Annotated in this window: 15 protein-coding genes; 7 read left to right on the top strand and 8 right to left on the bottom strand. The window is 39.5% G+C overall.

Going from position 1 to position 16,012, the window contains the following annotated elements:
• Positions 1 to 42 precede the first annotated feature (42 nt).
• From N5O98_RS22510 to N5O98_RS22495, 4 genes are read left to right on the top strand one after another with little or no spacing between them, the layout of a single operon-like run.
• Positions 43 to 2,871, top strand: coding sequence for a type I restriction endonuclease subunit R (locus N5O98_RS22510; RefSeq protein ID WP_018666073.1), 2,829 nt, complete (start codon positions 43 to 45; stop codon positions 2,869 to 2,871).
• A gap of 6 nt (positions 2,872 to 2,877) precedes the next feature.
• Complete coding sequence (locus N5O98_RS22505; protein ID WP_018666074.1) at positions 2,878 to 4,431, top strand: type I restriction-modification system subunit M; 1,554 nt, start codon at positions 2,878 to 2,880, stop codon at positions 4,429 to 4,431.
• Positions 4,432 to 4,449: 18 nt separating this feature from the next.
• Entirely contained in the window at positions 4,450 to 5,862 is a 1,413-nt protein-coding gene (gene rhuM / locus N5O98_RS22500) for a RhuM family protein (RefSeq protein ID WP_018666075.1), read from the top strand.
• Positions 5,862 to 7,061 (top strand): restriction endonuclease subunit S, encoded by a 1,200-nt coding sequence (locus N5O98_RS22495; RefSeq protein ID WP_442864754.1) that lies wholly within the window; start codon positions 5,862 to 5,864, stop codon positions 7,059 to 7,061. The genes rhuM and N5O98_RS22495 overlap by 1 nt, the downstream gene beginning before the upstream one ends.
• On the opposite strand, the gene N5O98_RS22490 is transcribed toward N5O98_RS22495, so the two are convergent.
• Positions 7,054 to 7,461, bottom strand: coding sequence for a restriction endonuclease subunit S (locus N5O98_RS22490; RefSeq protein WP_229127994.1), 408 nt, complete (start codon positions 7,459 to 7,461; stop codon positions 7,054 to 7,056). The two genes, N5O98_RS22495 and N5O98_RS22490, sit on opposite strands and share 8 nt — an antisense overlap.
• Before the next feature lie 244 nt (positions 7,462 to 7,705).
• On the opposite strand from N5O98_RS22490, the gene N5O98_RS22485 reads away from it, so the two are divergent.
• Positions 7,706 to 8,281 (top strand): restriction endonuclease subunit S, encoded by a 576-nt coding sequence (locus tag N5O98_RS22485; RefSeq protein WP_229127993.1) that lies wholly within the window; start codon positions 7,706 to 7,708, stop codon positions 8,279 to 8,281.
• Here N5O98_RS22485 and N5O98_RS22480 read toward each other — a convergent pair.
• Positions 8,274 to 9,452, bottom strand: a complete 1,179-nt coding sequence (locus N5O98_RS22480; RefSeq protein WP_269496032.1) for a restriction endonuclease subunit S — start codon at positions 9,450 to 9,452, stop codon at positions 8,274 to 8,276. The genes N5O98_RS22485 and N5O98_RS22480 overlap by 8 nt on opposite strands.
• 61 nt (positions 9,453 to 9,513) lie before the next feature.
• Here N5O98_RS22480 and N5O98_RS22475 point away from each other — a divergent pair, with 61 nt between their 5' ends.
• Positions 9,514 to 10,440, top strand: coding sequence for a tyrosine-type recombinase/integrase (locus tag N5O98_RS22475; protein WP_117959067.1), 927 nt, complete (start codon positions 9,514 to 9,516; stop codon positions 10,438 to 10,440).
• 184 nt (positions 10,441 to 10,624) lie between these two features.
• Here N5O98_RS22475 and N5O98_RS22470 read toward each other — a convergent pair whose 3' ends face one another.
• From N5O98_RS22470 to N5O98_RS22445, 6 genes are all read right to left on the bottom strand, one after another.
• A complete protein-coding gene (locus N5O98_RS22470; protein ID WP_025068995.1) occupies positions 10,625 to 11,023 on the bottom strand; it encodes a hypothetical protein in 399 nt (132 codons plus the stop codon).
• Between the two features lie 34 nt (positions 11,024 to 11,057).
• Positions 11,058 to 11,999 (bottom strand): relaxase/mobilization nuclease domain-containing protein, encoded by a 942-nt coding sequence (locus N5O98_RS22465; protein ID WP_117959066.1) that lies wholly within the window; start codon positions 11,997 to 11,999, stop codon positions 11,058 to 11,060.
• A complete protein-coding gene (locus tag N5O98_RS22460; protein WP_018668625.1) occupies positions 11,989 to 12,297 on the bottom strand; it encodes a MobC family plasmid mobilization relaxosome protein in 309 nt (102 codons plus the stop codon). Before N5O98_RS22460 ends, N5O98_RS22465 begins: the two co-directional genes overlap by 11 nt.
• 138 nt (positions 12,298 to 12,435) lie before the next feature.
• A complete protein-coding gene (locus tag N5O98_RS22455) occupies positions 12,436 to 13,515 on the bottom strand; it encodes a DUF6371 domain-containing protein (RefSeq protein ID WP_117959065.1) in 1,080 nt (359 codons plus the stop codon).
• Positions 13,516 to 13,593: 78 nt separating this feature from the next.
• Positions 13,594 to 14,970 (bottom strand): DUF3987 domain-containing protein, encoded by a 1,377-nt coding sequence (locus N5O98_RS22450; RefSeq protein ID WP_117959084.1) that lies wholly within the window; start codon positions 14,968 to 14,970, stop codon positions 13,594 to 13,596.
• 11 nt (positions 14,971 to 14,981) lie between these two features.
• On the bottom strand, positions 14,982 to 15,347 hold the full coding sequence (locus N5O98_RS22445) for a helix-turn-helix domain-containing protein (RefSeq protein ID WP_018668628.1): 366 nt from the start codon (positions 15,345 to 15,347) through the stop codon (positions 14,982 to 14,984).
• A 201-nt stretch (positions 15,348 to 15,548) separates the two neighbouring features.
• On the opposite strand from N5O98_RS22445, the gene N5O98_RS22440 reads away from it, so the two are divergent.
• Positions 15,549 to 15,911: a selenium binding protein gene (locus N5O98_RS22440; protein WP_229127991.1), complete on the top strand. Its 363-nt coding sequence runs from the start codon at positions 15,549 to 15,551 to the stop codon at positions 15,909 to 15,911.
• Positions 15,912 to 16,012 lie beyond the last annotated feature (101 nt).

Genomic DNA, 16,012 nt, shown 5'->3' with positions numbered 1-16,012 from the left:
GTAAGATAAATAAGTAGTAACTACTCATAAAAAGGCAAGGATATGTCAACACAAAGTGAAGCGGCATTGGAAGCCGGACTGATAGCCACTCTTCAGCAAATGGACTATGAATATGTCCAAATTGTGGAAGAGGATAATATGTATGCCAATTTTAAACGGCAGTTGGAGATTCATAACCGCAAACGGCTGGAGGAACATGGGCGCAGCGAGTTTACGACAGAAGAGTTTGAGAAGATTCTCATATACCTTGAAGGTGGTACTCGCTTTGAAAAGGCAAAGAAACTCCGTGACTTATATCCGCTTGATACGGCTGATGGACAGCGTATATGGGTGGAATTTCTAAATAGGCAGCAGTGGTGTCAGAATGAATTTCAGGTTTCCAACCAAATCACGGTGGAAGGACGTAAAAAATGCCGTTATGATGTGACGATTCTAATCAATGGTTTGCCACTTGTGCAGATTGAATTGAAACGTCGTGGCGTGGAACTTAAACAGGCATACAACCAAATACAGCGTTATCACAAGACTTCGTTTCACGGATTGTTTGATTATATTCAGTTGTTTGTTATATCCAATGGTGTTAACACTCGCTATTTTGCCAATAATCCAAATAGTGGGTATAAGTTCACATTCAACTGGACAGATGCCGCCAATCATCCGTTCAATGAATTGGATAAGTTTGCCATATTCTTCTTGGAAAAATGTACACTTGGCAAAATCATAGGAAAGTATATTGTGCTGCATGAGGGTGACAAGTGCTTGATGGTACTTCGTCCTTACCAATTCTATGCGGTAGAAAAGATTTTGGATCGTGTACAAAACTCCAATGATAATGGTTATATCTGGCATACAACAGGTGCTGGAAAAACATTGACCTCATTCAAGGCAGCACAACTTGTATCAGAATTGGATGATGTGGATAAGGTGATGTTTGTTGTTGACCGTCATGACCTCGATACTCAGACGCAATCGGAATACGAGGCATTTGAACCGGGTGCAGTGGATAGTACCGACAATACGGATGAACTCGTGAAGCGACTTCAAAGCAATTCCAAAATTATCATAACCACCATTCAAAAACTTAATGCGGCAGTTAGTAAGACGTGGTATAGCAGCAAGATTGATGCTATCCGTCATTCACGCATCGTAATGATTTTTGATGAGTGTCATCGTAGTCATTTCGGGGACAGTCATAAAAAGATTATGAAGTTCTTTGATAATGCTCAGATTTTTGGCTTTACGGGAACACCTATCTTTACTGAAAATGCAGTGGATGGACATACGACAAAAGAAATTTTCGGCAATTGTCTTCATAAATATCTCATCAAAGATGCTATTGCTGATGAAAATGTGCTTGGTTTCCTAGTGGAGTATTATCATGGTAACGAGATTGTAGATAACGATAACCAAGCTCGTATGGAGGAGATTGCAAGATTTATCCTTAACAACTTCAATAAATCTACATTTGATGGAGAGTTTGACGCATTGTTTGCTGTACAGTCTGTTCCTATGCTTATCCGCTATTACAAGATTTTCAAATCATTGAATCCTAAAATCCGTATAGGTGCAGTATTTACATACGCAGCCAATAATAGTCAAGATGATGAACAGACTGGTATGGGTACGGGAAAATATGTCAGCGAAAGTGTGGGCGAAGCAGATGAACTACAATCCATTATGGATGATTATAATGAAAACTACGGCACATCTTTTACAACAGAGAACTTTCGTGCTTACTATGATGACATCAACCTGCGCATGAAAAAGAAGAAAGCGGATATGAAACCGCTTGACCTTTGTCTTGTCGTGGGAATGTTCCTTACTGGTTTTGACAGTAAAAAACTGAACACACTTTATGTGGATAAGAATATGGAATATCACGGTTTGCTGCAAGCATTCAGTCGTACCAACCGAGTGTTGAACGAGAAGAAACGATTCGGTAAAATCGTATGCTTCCGTGATCTGAAAAACAATGTTGATACGTCTATAAAACTGTTTAGCAATTCCGACAATCCTGAAGATATAGTACGTCCTCCGTTTGAAAAAGTTAAGCATGAGTACAAGAGTTTGGCAACAGATTTTCTGCAAAAATATCCAACGCCAAGTAGTATAGACCTTCTGCAAAGTGAAAATGACAAGAAGAATTTTGTACTTGCGTTCAGAGACATTATCCGTAAACATGCAGAAATCCAGATATACGAAGATTACAGCGAGGATGCTGAAGACCTCGGTATGACCGAACAGCAGTTTAATGATTATAAGAGTAAATACCTCGACATTACGGTTGGTTTTATTGACCCACCTGCTACACCGTCAACTGTTGCGGAAGATCCTGTTCCATATGGCAATAGTCAAGGGCTGGAAGACATTGATTTCTGTCTTGAACTTCTGCATAGTGATATTATCAATGTAGCGTATATTCTTGAACTCATTGCGGAACTTGACCCATATAGCGATGATTATTCAGAAAAGCGCAAGCATATCCTTGATACAATGATTAAGGATGCTGGAATGCGAGGCAAAGCAAAACTCATCGACGGCTTTATTCAAAAGAATGTAGATGAAGACAAGGAAAACTTCATGAATGGGCGCAATAGAGCAGATGGAACAAATGAATTAGAGGAACGTTTGAACCAATATATTGTGTCAGAACGCAATAAGGCTGTGAGTGATTTGGCGGATGATGAACAAATTTCTGCCGAAGTGCTTAATCTTTACATAAAAGAGTATGACTATTTACAAAAAGAACAGCCTGAAATTATACAAAAGGCATTGAAAGAGAAGCATCTCGGTCTTATCAAAACCCGAAAGGCTTTGACGAGAATAATGGAAAGATTGCGTAGTATTATAAAAACGTTTAATTGGGAATAAGATATTATGAGCGAAGAATTACAGCAGAAACTCCGTGACCAACTTTGGGAGGTTGCAAATCGTTTGCGTGGCAATATGTCGGCAAGTGACTTTATGTATTTTACATTAGGTTTCATCTTCTATAAGTACTTGTCGGAAAAAATAGAGAAGTATGCCAACAATGCCTTGGTGGATGATGAAATAACCTTTAAGGAATTGTGGGAAATGGATGATGCCGATGCGGTGGAACTTCAAGAGGAAGCAAAGAACCAATGCTTGGAGAATATCGGCTATTTCATAGAACCGAAATTCTTGTTTTCGTCCGTAATAGAGGCTATCAAGCGTAAAGAAAATATCTTGCCTATGCTTGAACGTTCATTGAAGCGTATTGAAGACAGTACTTTAGGACAGGATAGTGAAGAAGATTTTGGCGGATTGTTTTCAGATATAGACTTGGCATCACCTAAATTGGGCAAGACTGCCGACGATAAAAACACGCTCGTTAGTAACGTGCTTCTTGCATTAGATGATATAGACTTCGGAGTAGAGGCATCACAGGAGATTGATATTTTGGGTGATGCTTACGAATATATGATTTCGCAATTTGCCGCAGGAGCCGGAAAAAAGGCTGGAGAGTTCTATACTCCGCAGGAAGTCAGCCGTATCTTAGCAGAAATTGTTTCCATCGGACACCAGCGTTTACGCAATGTATATGACCCTACTTGCGGTAGTGGTTCGTTGCTTCTTCGTGCTGCTAATATTGGAAATGCAGTTGATATTTATGGACAGGAAAAGAATCCTACAACTTATAACCTTGCCCGAATGAATATGTTGCTTCATGGCATCAGATTCAGCAACTTCAAGATTGAAAATGGTGATACACTTGAATGGGATGCTTTTGGTGATACTCAGTTTGATGCAGTGGTTGCAAATCCTCCGTTCTCAGCCGAATGGAGTGCTGCCGACAAATTCAATACTGATGATCGTTTCAGCAAAGCAGGACGGCTTGCACCACGTAAGACTGCCGATTATGCATTTATTCTGCACATGATTTATCACTTGAACGAGGGTGGTACAATGGCTTGTGTTGCTCCGCATGGTGTACTATTTCGAGGAAATGCGGAGGGAGTTATCCGTCGTTTCCTTATAGAAAAGAAAAACTATGTGGATGCCATTATAGGATTACCTGCGAATATTTTCTATGGTACAAGTATTCCGACTTGTATTCTTGTTTTCAAGAAATGTCGTAAGGAAGATGACAATATTCTGTTTATTGATGCAAGCAAGGAGTTTGAAAAGGTAAAGACCCAGAACAAACTTCGTGAGCAACATATCCAAAAGATTGTCGAGACTTATCGTGACCGCAAGGAAATAGAAAAGTACAGTCACCTTGCCTCTCTTCAAGAAATAGCCGAGAATGATTACAATCTGAATATTCCACGTTACGTTGATACCTTTGAAGAGGAAGAACCTATCGACATAAAAGCTGTAATGGCAGAGATAAAGGAGTTGGAAGCCAAACGTGCTGAACTCGACAAAGAGATTGAAGTGTACCTGAAAGAATTGGGACTGGTAGAATAGTTCAGAAAAGTAATAGCAATGGGTGAAAATGACAACATACCTCAGATGACTCCTTCATTTGAGAATATATGCCGCAAGGATGAAAACGGGAATGAATACTGGAGTTCCCGTGACCTTTGTGGTGCAATGGGCTATTCTGCTTACTGGAAATTCCAACGAGTCATAGACAAAGCCATTAAGGTGGCTGGAGAAAAAGGAATGAATGTGGACGAGCATTTCAACCAAGCGGTTGATATGGTTAAGATAGGAAACGGCTCATTCCGCAAAGTAAATATATTCCGTCTTTCCCGTATGGCATGTATGATTATTGCGGAAAATGCTGATAATAAAAAGGTGCTCGTTCAACAGGCGCGAGACTTTTTCTCGCAATCTGTCTCAATGGCTGAACTCATGCATAATTCTCTAAGTTCTAATATATTGTTGTATAAAACAGCACAAGGAGAGGTACGGGTAGAAGTCATTTTCAACAGCGAAACATTTTGGATGTCACAAAAAAGAATGGCGGACTTGTTTGGGGTTGATGTCAGAACCATTAATTATCATCTCGGGCAAATTTACGAAACAGGAGAACTTTCCAAAGAGGCAACTATCCGAAAAATTGGGATAGTTCAAACAGAAGGAGACCGGGAAGTGGAACGTATGCCACTATTTTACAATCTTGATGCTATTGTTGCAGTGGGATATAGGGTAAATAGCTATCAAGCTACTCAATTCCGCATTTGGGCTACTTCAGTGCTGAAAGAGTTTATCATTAAAGGATATGCCCTTGATGATGAGAGGCTGAAACAGGGTAAACATTTTGGAAAAGACTATTTTGACGATTTGCTTGAGCGTATTCGTGAGATACGCACCTCAGAGCGCAGATATTACCAAAAGATAACTGACATTTATGCAGAATGCAGTGCGGACTACGACCCGAAATCAGAAGATACAAAGTTGTTCTTCAAGATGGTACAGAATATGATGCACCTTGCCGTTACCCATCATACGGCAGCGGAAATTATCTATCAACGAGCTGATTCTGAGCAACCTTATATGGGGCTTACCACATGGAAGAGAGCTCCTGATGGAAGAGTGCAAAAGTCTGATACCATCATCGCCAAAAATTACTTGTCAGATTCTGAATTGTCCCAGTTGAATCTTATCACAACTGCCTTTCTTGATATGGCGGAATCACGTGCTGCACGTCATATCGTTTCAACTATGGATGATTGGAAAAAGTTCCTTCAACAATATCTTGCAACGATGGATTACGAGCCGTGCGATACAGCCGGAAAAGTGACACAGGAGGAAGCTAGAGATAAGGCTTATAGCGAATACGAAAAATATAAACTGATTCAAGATAAATCATACATATCGGATTTTGACCGTTTTAATGAGGGTAATGGTGAAACTCCATTGCTTCCATTTGACTTGAATCCTACAAAATAATGACAACTATGGCAATAGATAATAAAGATAAAAAAGTCCTTAATGTTCCCCATTTGAGATTCCCTAAATTTAGTGGAGAGTGGGAAATATGTAAAGTGTCTGAGCTATTGGATTTCTATTCAACCAATTCTCTGAGTTGGGAACAACTTGAATATGGGGAGAAAGCCATGATGAACTTACATTATGGACTCATTCATGTTGGGCTTCCTACTATGGTGGATTTGAGAAGAGATAAACTACCCAATGTCAAAGAAGGTAATATGCCTAAAAACTTTGAATTGTGTAAAGAGGGTGATGTAGCCTTTGCTGATGCTTCGGAAGATACGAATGAGGTTGCTAAAGTCATTGAGTTGTTTAATCTTGATAATAAGGATATTGTTTGTGGTTTACACACAATTCATGGGCGAGACAATAAAAATAAAACTGTTGTCGGCTTCAAAGGATATGCTTTTTCGTCATCCGCATTTCATAATCAGATTAGACGAATAGCACAGGGAACAAAAATCTATTCCATCAGCACAAAGAATTTTTCCGAGTGTTATGTTGGTATTCCATCCAAAGCGGAGCAAACTAAAATAGCTACACTGTTACGACTAATAGATGAGCGTATTGCCACCCAAAACAAAATCATTGAGAAATACGAGTCCTTAATTAAGGGAATTGCACAGCATTGCATTAAAGAATCAACAAGTGGAAACACATATGTAAAACTTGGTGATATTTGTCAAATTACAACAGGAAAACTTGATGCAAATGAACAGGTAGATAATGGAATTTATCCATTTTTTACTTGTGCAGAACAACCATTCAAAATTGATAGCTTCGCTTTTGATACAGAAGCTTTGCTAATCTCTGGGAATGGCGCTAATTTAGGATATATCAATTATTATAACGGAAAGTTTAATGCTTATCAAAGGACTTATGTATTAGATATATTCTCCGAAAATATCCAGTACATTAAATGGGCATTGAAAGTATTGCTGCCCAAAAGAATTGCAATAGAAAAGAGTTCAAGCAACACTCCTTATATAGTGCTATCGACTCTCAGTGATTTAAGGTTACCAATCCCCAACAAGAGCAATCAATGCCATATAGCAAAATTAATGCAATCTTTAGAAAGAAAATTATCAAGCCAAATTGCATTGAATGGTTCTTATAATAAGTTGAAGCAATACTTACTCCGCCAGATGTTTATATAAACATTTGACGGAGCAAATACTGCTTTTGTGATGTATAAGCTCTAATAAGCTTATTCGCTGTTTTTAATTGAGACTTCAATAATGATATTGCACAGCCTATTTCTCTTTGTTTATCAAGAGAAGGTATTTTGAATACAAGTTGCGAGAAGGCCTCCATATTTAAATTGCGTCTAACGATACTTGCACCTTGCTCTGATACCATCATATAGCTGTATAAGGCACGATGAGTCTTTAACATTGCAGCCACAAACTGATTGTCGTAACCATCTGCTATTGAAAATACTTTGTAAGAAGGAGAAACTATCCCAATTTCAAATCTATCATTGTAATTGATATTCCCCATCCATAAATTTTGAGGACTTAAAACAACATCATGAAGCCGAATGATTTTATAGCCCACATTGTTTTCACTTGCGATGTCCTTTGAAAAATATTCTCGTTGAGAGAATATGCCCTTAACTGTGGAACTCAGTACCTCATGTTGATTATTCGTTCGTGACCGTTCCGACCGTTCCAACAAAATATCTCCGAGACAAACAGATTTTCCTCCAGTACCATATAGCAGTATATTGTTTAGTCCCTTAATTAAGGATTGTTTGTGTTGTAGGTCTGCGATTAGTAAACATTTGTTCGCACGCAAAGATTTGTTAGAAACTACTATATGCTTGTCGAATATTGCGACATTGAAAAATGGTTACGCATTCCAGAGTGGCAAGTATAATGCACTGGGCAAATGGAAAATCCTCACAATAACAAATGTGTCTGGCGAGCGATATATAAACGATGAAGATTGCAATTGCATAATCAACTTGCCGAACGATATACAAGACCACCAAGTATTAAAAGAAGGAGATATTTTAATATCTCTTACGGGTAATGTTGGGCGTGTTTCTCTTTGTAAGAATGGGGACTATTTACTCAACCAACGAGTTGGTTTGTTACAACTTGCGAAAAATGTAAATCAAGAGTTCCTATATCAAATTCTATCTTCTCAAAGATTTGAGAATAGTATGATAGCTTGTGGTCAAGGTGCAGCCCAAATGAATATTGGTAAAGGGGATGTAGAAAGCTATGTGTTACCGTATTCCTCAAATGGCAATAACATTCTTTGGGTCGCAAAAATATTACACTCATACGATGAGTGCATCATTAATGAGCTGCGAAGATTAACCTTGTTAACCATGCAAAAGCAATATCTCCTTACCCAGATGTTCATATAAACATCTGGGACAAAAGATAGTTCTTTTGCCTATTGAATAGTTTAAGTACTGATAACTCATTGTCGATTTTCACATCAATGTCTTGCAGTGTTGACGCAATTTCCATATTGCGACTATGTCCATAAGTTGGAATCATTATTCCGCGAACAATATCAGCGTTGATATTGCTTTGTGTTCCAGTTTCAAGATACTTGTGGATGTGGCGATACTTAAAGTATGACAAGTAGTAGTACAGATAATCCAATAAATCTTTGTCTTTGAGTTGCATTGCAAACATTGCCTGGCTTGTAGTAATAGGTATTTCATTTATAGTTACCAAGCCAACTGATGCGTACATTGACATTATTAAACTATACTTTGGAACTACCCATGCCGAAGAGTTTTCTAATCCACTTTGGCTCAAATGATTTTCTGTGTATCGGACATACTTACCTTGTTTTGTTATATCGTTAATACTCAAGAATGGTATTTCTCCATTATAGTATTCTTTATTTGTGGAAGTCGGAGTACCACCAGCCTTGCCTTTTGAGAACAAAGTGTCTAATCTACTCCATCCATTAGGTTCTTGAGCAAATACCTGTTTACTAATCGCAGACTTTAGTTTTTTCAAATCCTCAATGATTTTGTTTTGGGTAGCAATACGCTCTTCTATTAGTTGCAGTAATTTTGCGACTTTTGTTTGTTCTTTGGTGGACGGAATAGCAATTTTAATAGATTTAATTTGTTCAAAATTTAAGCCTTGTCTATTTCCGCCTGCTTGAAAACTATCTATTTGTCTTTGACCATAATTGGACAATAAAAAGTTGCAGAGAAATGAAGGTATGAGACTTTCTTTAGTACGAATAATGCAGACATGCTGATTAACATTACCACCTACTACCTGCTCATTCACTAATGCACTACGTCCAATAGATGCTCCTGTAATATTAAGCAACACGTCTTCTAATTTTAACTCTGTGCTCTTTTGACGTAGATGTGTCTCTTCGTCAATAAAAGCAATATCATCCAATATAAGATGTCCCAAGCCTACATTCTGACTACGAACAAAAGGATGCCCATCCATTTTATATACAGATTCGCCTCCTCTTGGCGTTACACCACTACCCACTTTGATAGCCAATTCCCCAATCGTACATTTTTTCCACTCCCCACTAAACTCCGGGAATCTCAAAGGGGGAACATCAGGGATTCATTATTCTCTAATTATATGTACAACATATTAATATACGATTATGGGACAAAAAACAATTAGAGAAATCTCGGTTGCATGGAAAGAGTACAAGCAACCTTATGTAAAGCAGTCTACAATGGCTGCTTATGTGCTCATCTTGGAGAATCATATTCTTCCAAACTTTGGAGAAAGCGATACACTCCATGAACAGGCTGTGCAAGACTTTGTTTTGCGGAAACTTGCAAATGGACTGAGTGTGAAATCCGTGAAGGACATATTGATTGTTCTGAAAATGATTATGAAATTCGGTGTGAAAAACGAATGGATGGATTATCAAGAGTGGGACATCAAATATCCGTCTTCTTCGACAACCAAAGAATTGGAAGTACTGTCAGTTGTCAATCACAAGAAAATACTCAATCATATTCAAAACCATTTCTCCTTTGCCGGATTGGGTATCTACATCAGTCTTTGTACAGGACTTCGCATCGGGGAAGTCTGCGCTTTGAGATGGAGTGACATCAATGTTTCCGAGGGTACGATTACCGTTAATCGTACAATTGAACGGATTTACATTATTGATGGGATGGAGAAACATACCGAGCTGGTTATCAACACCCCCAAGACACAAAACTCATGTCGGGAAATTCCTATGACAAAGGAGCTTCTTACAATGGTAAAACCACTAAAGAAGGTCGTCAATGAAGATTTCTATGTCTTGACTAATGATGAATATCCAACCGAGCCTCGTACCTACCGTAATTATTACGGCAAGTTAATGGCAAAGTTGGGTATTCCCAAATTGAAATATCATGGGCTCCGCCATAGTTTTGCCACTCGTTGTATAGAGGCAGGCTGTGACTACAAGACCGTTAGTGTATTGTTAGGGCATTCCAACATTTCAACTACATTGGACTTGTATGTCCATCCAAATATGGAACAGAAAAAGCGTTGTATTGCGAAAGTATTTAAGTCGTTGGGAAAATGATGTAATATGTAGAGCGAAGGAATTTGATAAAGTAATTTCTTCGCTCTCAATTATTGCGCACATTATGAGAATAGAGTAATAACACTTTCATTACCAACATCCATAATAGAGGAATTGCTCATTCGAGCACATCGGAAAGAGAAAAGGAGAGGAAAAAATCCCCTCCTTAACTCTAAACCATGTATCAGACATTCAAATCTTTCAGTGCAATTGCATAATTGGGACAAAAACCGTCCATAATGCACTTCAAGCCAAGTGTCTGATAATACTTGTAGTCATCATCTTCGGTACATATGTATTTGTAACCGTAGCGTGGCATGTACTCCTTGAAGAACCGAGCCAAGTCTTTCAAACTTTCTTCTTGGTTCTTCTTGAAGTTACTGCGCACAATGATGATAGACCAGTCGGGAAAGTTTCCTCTTCCACAGCTATACTCCCAGAAGCGGATGTAGCAGTCTAAGTCACTTTCACGGATGTCCACACAAAAGCCGTTGGCATTTTGCATCACGCTACAGCTTTCTCTGTAGCCAAATTTCTCACACAAATAGAGATTGAAATCAAGAATTAAATCTTTTTGAACCATAAATAATTGAATTTAAAATGTTAATAAAAATGGATTATAAATGAAAGCCTCGCTTGCGCTTAGCCTTTTTCTTTTTCATCAGGCGATTGAACTCTGCTTCTTCTGCGGCAGTGGCATCGTAGGATGAGCTTCCGTTTAACAAACCGAGATTGAAGCCAAAGCTATCATCGGAATGGGAAACGCTTTGCAGCACCTCTTCTTTCTGCTGTTTGGGTTCTTGCTTGGCTGACTCCAACAAGGATGCACAAGCATTCTCTTCCAGTCGGTTGTCGATATTCAAGTAGCTGAACTCTCGACTTATTTTTGAACCGGAGAAAGAAAATCCGTTGTGTTCAAACTTGACGCCCTGTATTTTCCGTGTAGTCCGGCTGACCTTGAATTTCATATCAATGTCTCGGCCGGCAAGTGTATCTTTCAAATCATCCCAACTATGAGCTTTGGGCAATTCTTCTTTCAATGCCTTGTATATCTCGTGCTTTGCCTTATCGTAGGGGCGCAAGCGTTCCTCTTTAATATGGTCTTTACCATTGGCAAAGTGCAAGCGATATTTGGCGGTCAGCATTTTGCAGACTTTCTCATTCCTGCGAAAATCATTCTTGTCGCTAATCGTCTTGCCGTCATTGTCCACTCGGTTGAATACGATGTGGCAATGCGGATGCTCACGGTCGATATGTCGGGCAATGATGTATTGCGTATTTTCAATACCCATCAGTTTCATATAGTCGTGCGCTATGTTCAGCATCAAGGCATCATCGGACTTTAGCCTTGCACTGTCTTCCGGTGAGAAGTTGAGTGAAGTGTGTCCGACAATATTCTTTACCTTATCATTGAGTAATGTTTGTAACTCAAATTGCACTGCCATCTGTTCGGGTGTACCTTCTACTCCGACTGCTTCCAATAGCTTGGATTTTTCCTCTTTGAGTACATAGCGGACGCAACCATCGAATGACGTTCCTTTAGTCTGTTTACCTATCATCTTTTAGTCGTTTTATAAGTTGATTAATGTACTGAGCCATTTCCTCGCATCTGTCCGCAACGGCAAAGAAACCGTAGGTGTTTGCCTGTCTTGCCAACTGGTTAAGATTGGTACTTTCACCAATTAGTTGCCGGATGATGTGGATATGCTCTTGCGTGATTCGTTCACGTACCGAACCGTTCTCGATGAGCGAACGGATGACTTCGCTTTGAGTCTGCTTGCTTCGTCTGCAAAGCGCACCTAACCATGCGTGTTGCTGATATGACAGACGAAGTGTTATTGTATATTTCTTTTCCATTTGAATTGTTTTTTAGTGAATAATTTGTGACCATCGGGAGCTACCTCCTCAGACTTTTTGAGGAGCAAGTGGTCGGGAAATGTAATACACTGACATTAACTTGCTACAGTAAAAAAGTCTCGATTTCTCTCCCTGTATTCAAAGCCTGAAACCTCGTTTCTTAGGTGGTGAAACCTTTGGTTGTAGAGTGCCTTGTTGTACGCTAACGAGCTTCAAATCGAATGTTTCTATCTGTGTTTTCAAGACAGGATTTTTCCTTATCATCTGTTGGAGGATAGCTTCATCAGGCTTCACTTTGAGCAGATAATCGGCTATGTCGTACCCCTCTTTTCGCTCGCTTTCGGTGGCATGGGCTTCCAAATAATCGAACATTCGCACCTTAATCCCGTAGCTTTTCATCAGCCCGATTTTGCTCTGCCAATAGTCTGTCGCTTCTAAATCGGGGAATAATACAACGCTTCTTCCTGCCAGAACGGATAGGTTGTTAGCATTGAAGCAACCGTTCTTTCCTCCTGATGCTATCCATAGGAATTGTGGCAGATAGTAGGAAGCAATGAGTGCCGTTTTCTCGCTTTCTACCAGTGCAACAGGGCGGCTTCTGTCTTCAGCAAGCAGATGTTCACCGAAGAAACATTGCTTCAGATTATAATCACCTTTGTGCAGCACGGAGTGTACCCATGTAACATGATTGTATGGTTCTTTTATCCGATTACCTGTTTCGGGATTGTAAAGCATTATTTTACCCGTGCGGACTTTATTTTTGTTATCCGTTTGCCAGAATACAGTTGCACCGTCCCAATACTTAGAAGTACCAACCTTGTATCTCTTCATGAGTTTTAATGTTTCTGTTTCTCCGAACTGAGTTGATAGAAATTGAAACAACTTGTTTGCAGAATAACCACGCAATGATTGGTTGACTATATCCAAATCAATGTAGGATGTGACTAGAGGTTGTGCTTCCTTAATCGGTACATAACTCCTGAAACTATCTTCTGCAAACCTTTCTTTCTCTGACGGGTTCTGCTCAAAGTAATCACGAGGCGTGAAGTGATAACCGCATTTCTGCTCATGGTCACAACGCCCCACGTATTCTGGGAACTTGATTTGCTTCTCCGTATCAATGTACTTGGAAAAACATCTTTGGCGGTGGCAGTTCGGGCAAGTGTGTCGAGTGCTGACACCTTTGTAGGGTTCTAATATGAATCTATGTGTACTCATTGTATGTTTCTTTTTTGGTGTGTCACTTTTGTCGTTATTGTCGTTTTCGCTTGGAAAGTGTCAAAACCGACAAAAATGTCACGGGTTAATCTTTGAATATTCTCCATGTTTCTCTTTGCGGAACAATGTTCCGATGTTGTCATTGAGAAAGCGTTGAAACGTCCGCTCCTTCATTCCGTTCTGCTCGGCTATCTGTATTGCTTGGGCAGTTGTAAAGGCTGGAGGAAGCAAATTGACTATCGCTTGTTGTTGGTTGTTGAGCGCATTTTCATTGAGGATATTTTGAACGCTCAATGCGGATTCTTTGAAATACTCCGTCAGTTTTATGGCTCGTTCCACCGTCAATAGGTCGATATAGTTTTTATCACACTCTCCGCAAGTCCATCGTGCTAATTGAATAATCAGGCTGAAGCGGATGATGTATATCTCCAATTTGCAATAGATACTCACAATAGTGTCGTTTGTCTCTCGGTCGCACAATTCTGAGAAGTGGTGCTGCCACTCGTAAAGCCGTCTCTTGGCATCCTCTGTAAAGAGAAGAATATGTGGTTCTATCTCTCCAAACTCATTGAGGGCATACTCTTGTTGTATCAGCTTATTAATAATGGCATTCCATTCTTGCTCGATATTCTCCGGCAGCTCCTTGTCATTCCAACGTGCCTTCTGTTGCAGATTGGGCATTACAAACAGGATACGGTCAATGAATCCATTACTGGAACGTTCGCCCTTAGCCAGTTCACTGAGAATCTTCTTTTGGATAGTGCCGATAACTGAGATGTACGGTCGCTTGATGAAGATGGAACTCTTGGCATTCTTGCGGTCGGATATAGTGGTTTTGGCACTGAATACCGACAACCAAAACTGTTCTTCCGAACCGTTGTTGTAACGGTTGAAGTTCTTGAACCAAGCGGATAACTCATCAGCCCACAAGCATAAACCACGTTTGTTCTGTGCATGAATGAGGCTCAATCCTTCGGGTGTTACATCCGAAATCAAGAAACGTTTACGGACTGGTTCCTGTGGAAATTGTTCCTCACCGTTATCCGCACGTTCTTTACGGCTCATACTCATCAGCTCATCATACTTGGCAAGAGCCTTTTCAAAGACTTGATTTTGCTGATAGTCATAATCAAGAAACGGCTTCATGGAAAAGCTAAGCGGATGGCTTTTGTTTGCTCCCGGTCTTCCGATCAATGCCATATACAGGATAGGGCTTTCTACCCAGCCTTGCTTGATTTGGGCAAGATGTGTGTTACCTATGCCGACCGCTATTGCCGTAAGGATAGCTGCGGCAATGTAGTCTGTCGGGTAGTTATGGCATTCGTGAACCTCACTGATGATGCGTTGGATTCTTGTCGGGAATATGCTGACCGGAAAATCAGTGCCAGCTAGTCGCATACTTAAATCAACCGCTTCATCAATGATGGATGCCGGATTAATAGAAGATGTATCCATTACTATATCCATTAAAATTTCACGGATGATTTGGGCTTATGACGGACACCTCCTTGCATATTGGCAAGCATTTCCTCATATGTTTGCTCGGAAGTCTTTCTACGCCCGTTCTCAATCCAAGCCAGAAGTTCGTCCTCGTAGAAATAGAGCTTCTTGCCTTTCTTATAGGCAGGGAGCAGCCCTTTGCGCACCAATGTATAAATGGTAGGCTTGGCTTTTTTGATGATACGGCAAGCATCCTCAATTTCAACCAACACGTGTTTGTCTGATGCTGGCGGTTGAAGTGCCGACACCATTCTTTTCAACTCAATGATCTGTTCGGTCAGATAACCTACCGCTTCGGGCAGCTTATCAAATGTTACTGTTTCTTTTTGCATACGTCGCTCGTTTTTAATTGTTCGACGGCAAAGGAAACAGGTGTTTCAATGGTGGAATCATTCACCAAAATATAACTGATGAATAACTTTTTGATGGTAGTTGATGTCATCCTTGAGAATTATACATACCTTTACAAGACATAAGTAGGTTCTACAAACAATGCTTATTTATTTGTTTAATTATTTAAATACAAGTGTATTATGTATGAAAATTATACAAGACAATCTCTTCCAACTAAAGAATATCGAGAATTATTAGGCAGTGCAATTTGTGTGTTCAATTCAAACAATTCATTTATTATAGAGAATATATTACGAGAAGATGGGGGAAGAAATTATAGTTGGTATGATTTAATTGATAAAACTTCTGGCCAATTAAAAGCTGCAATTAATGATACAATAACAACTAAAGCTGGTTCTGAAATTGCTCAAATATTTAGCGATTTAGTAGATAAAAGAAATCGTATAATTCACAGCTTTCAGATCACTAATGATGATAAAGAGCAGATTTTGGCAACAAAGGATAAACAACACAATCAATTTGTAATCACTAGTGTCCACTAAAAATTTTTTGGTCACTAGTCGGTTAAAAATTAAATAAATTCGATTCACTTGAATCATTTAGCTCTTTGATATTTTTGAAATTCGATTTGTCGAACAAATCT

This window comes from Bacteroides sp. LFL-34 (assembly GCF_027257075.1).
Lineage (GTDB): Bacteria > Bacteroidota > Bacteroidia > Bacteroidales > Bacteroidaceae > Bacteroides > Bacteroides ovatus.
This window is presented reverse-complemented; position numbering and strand designations above follow the sequence as displayed.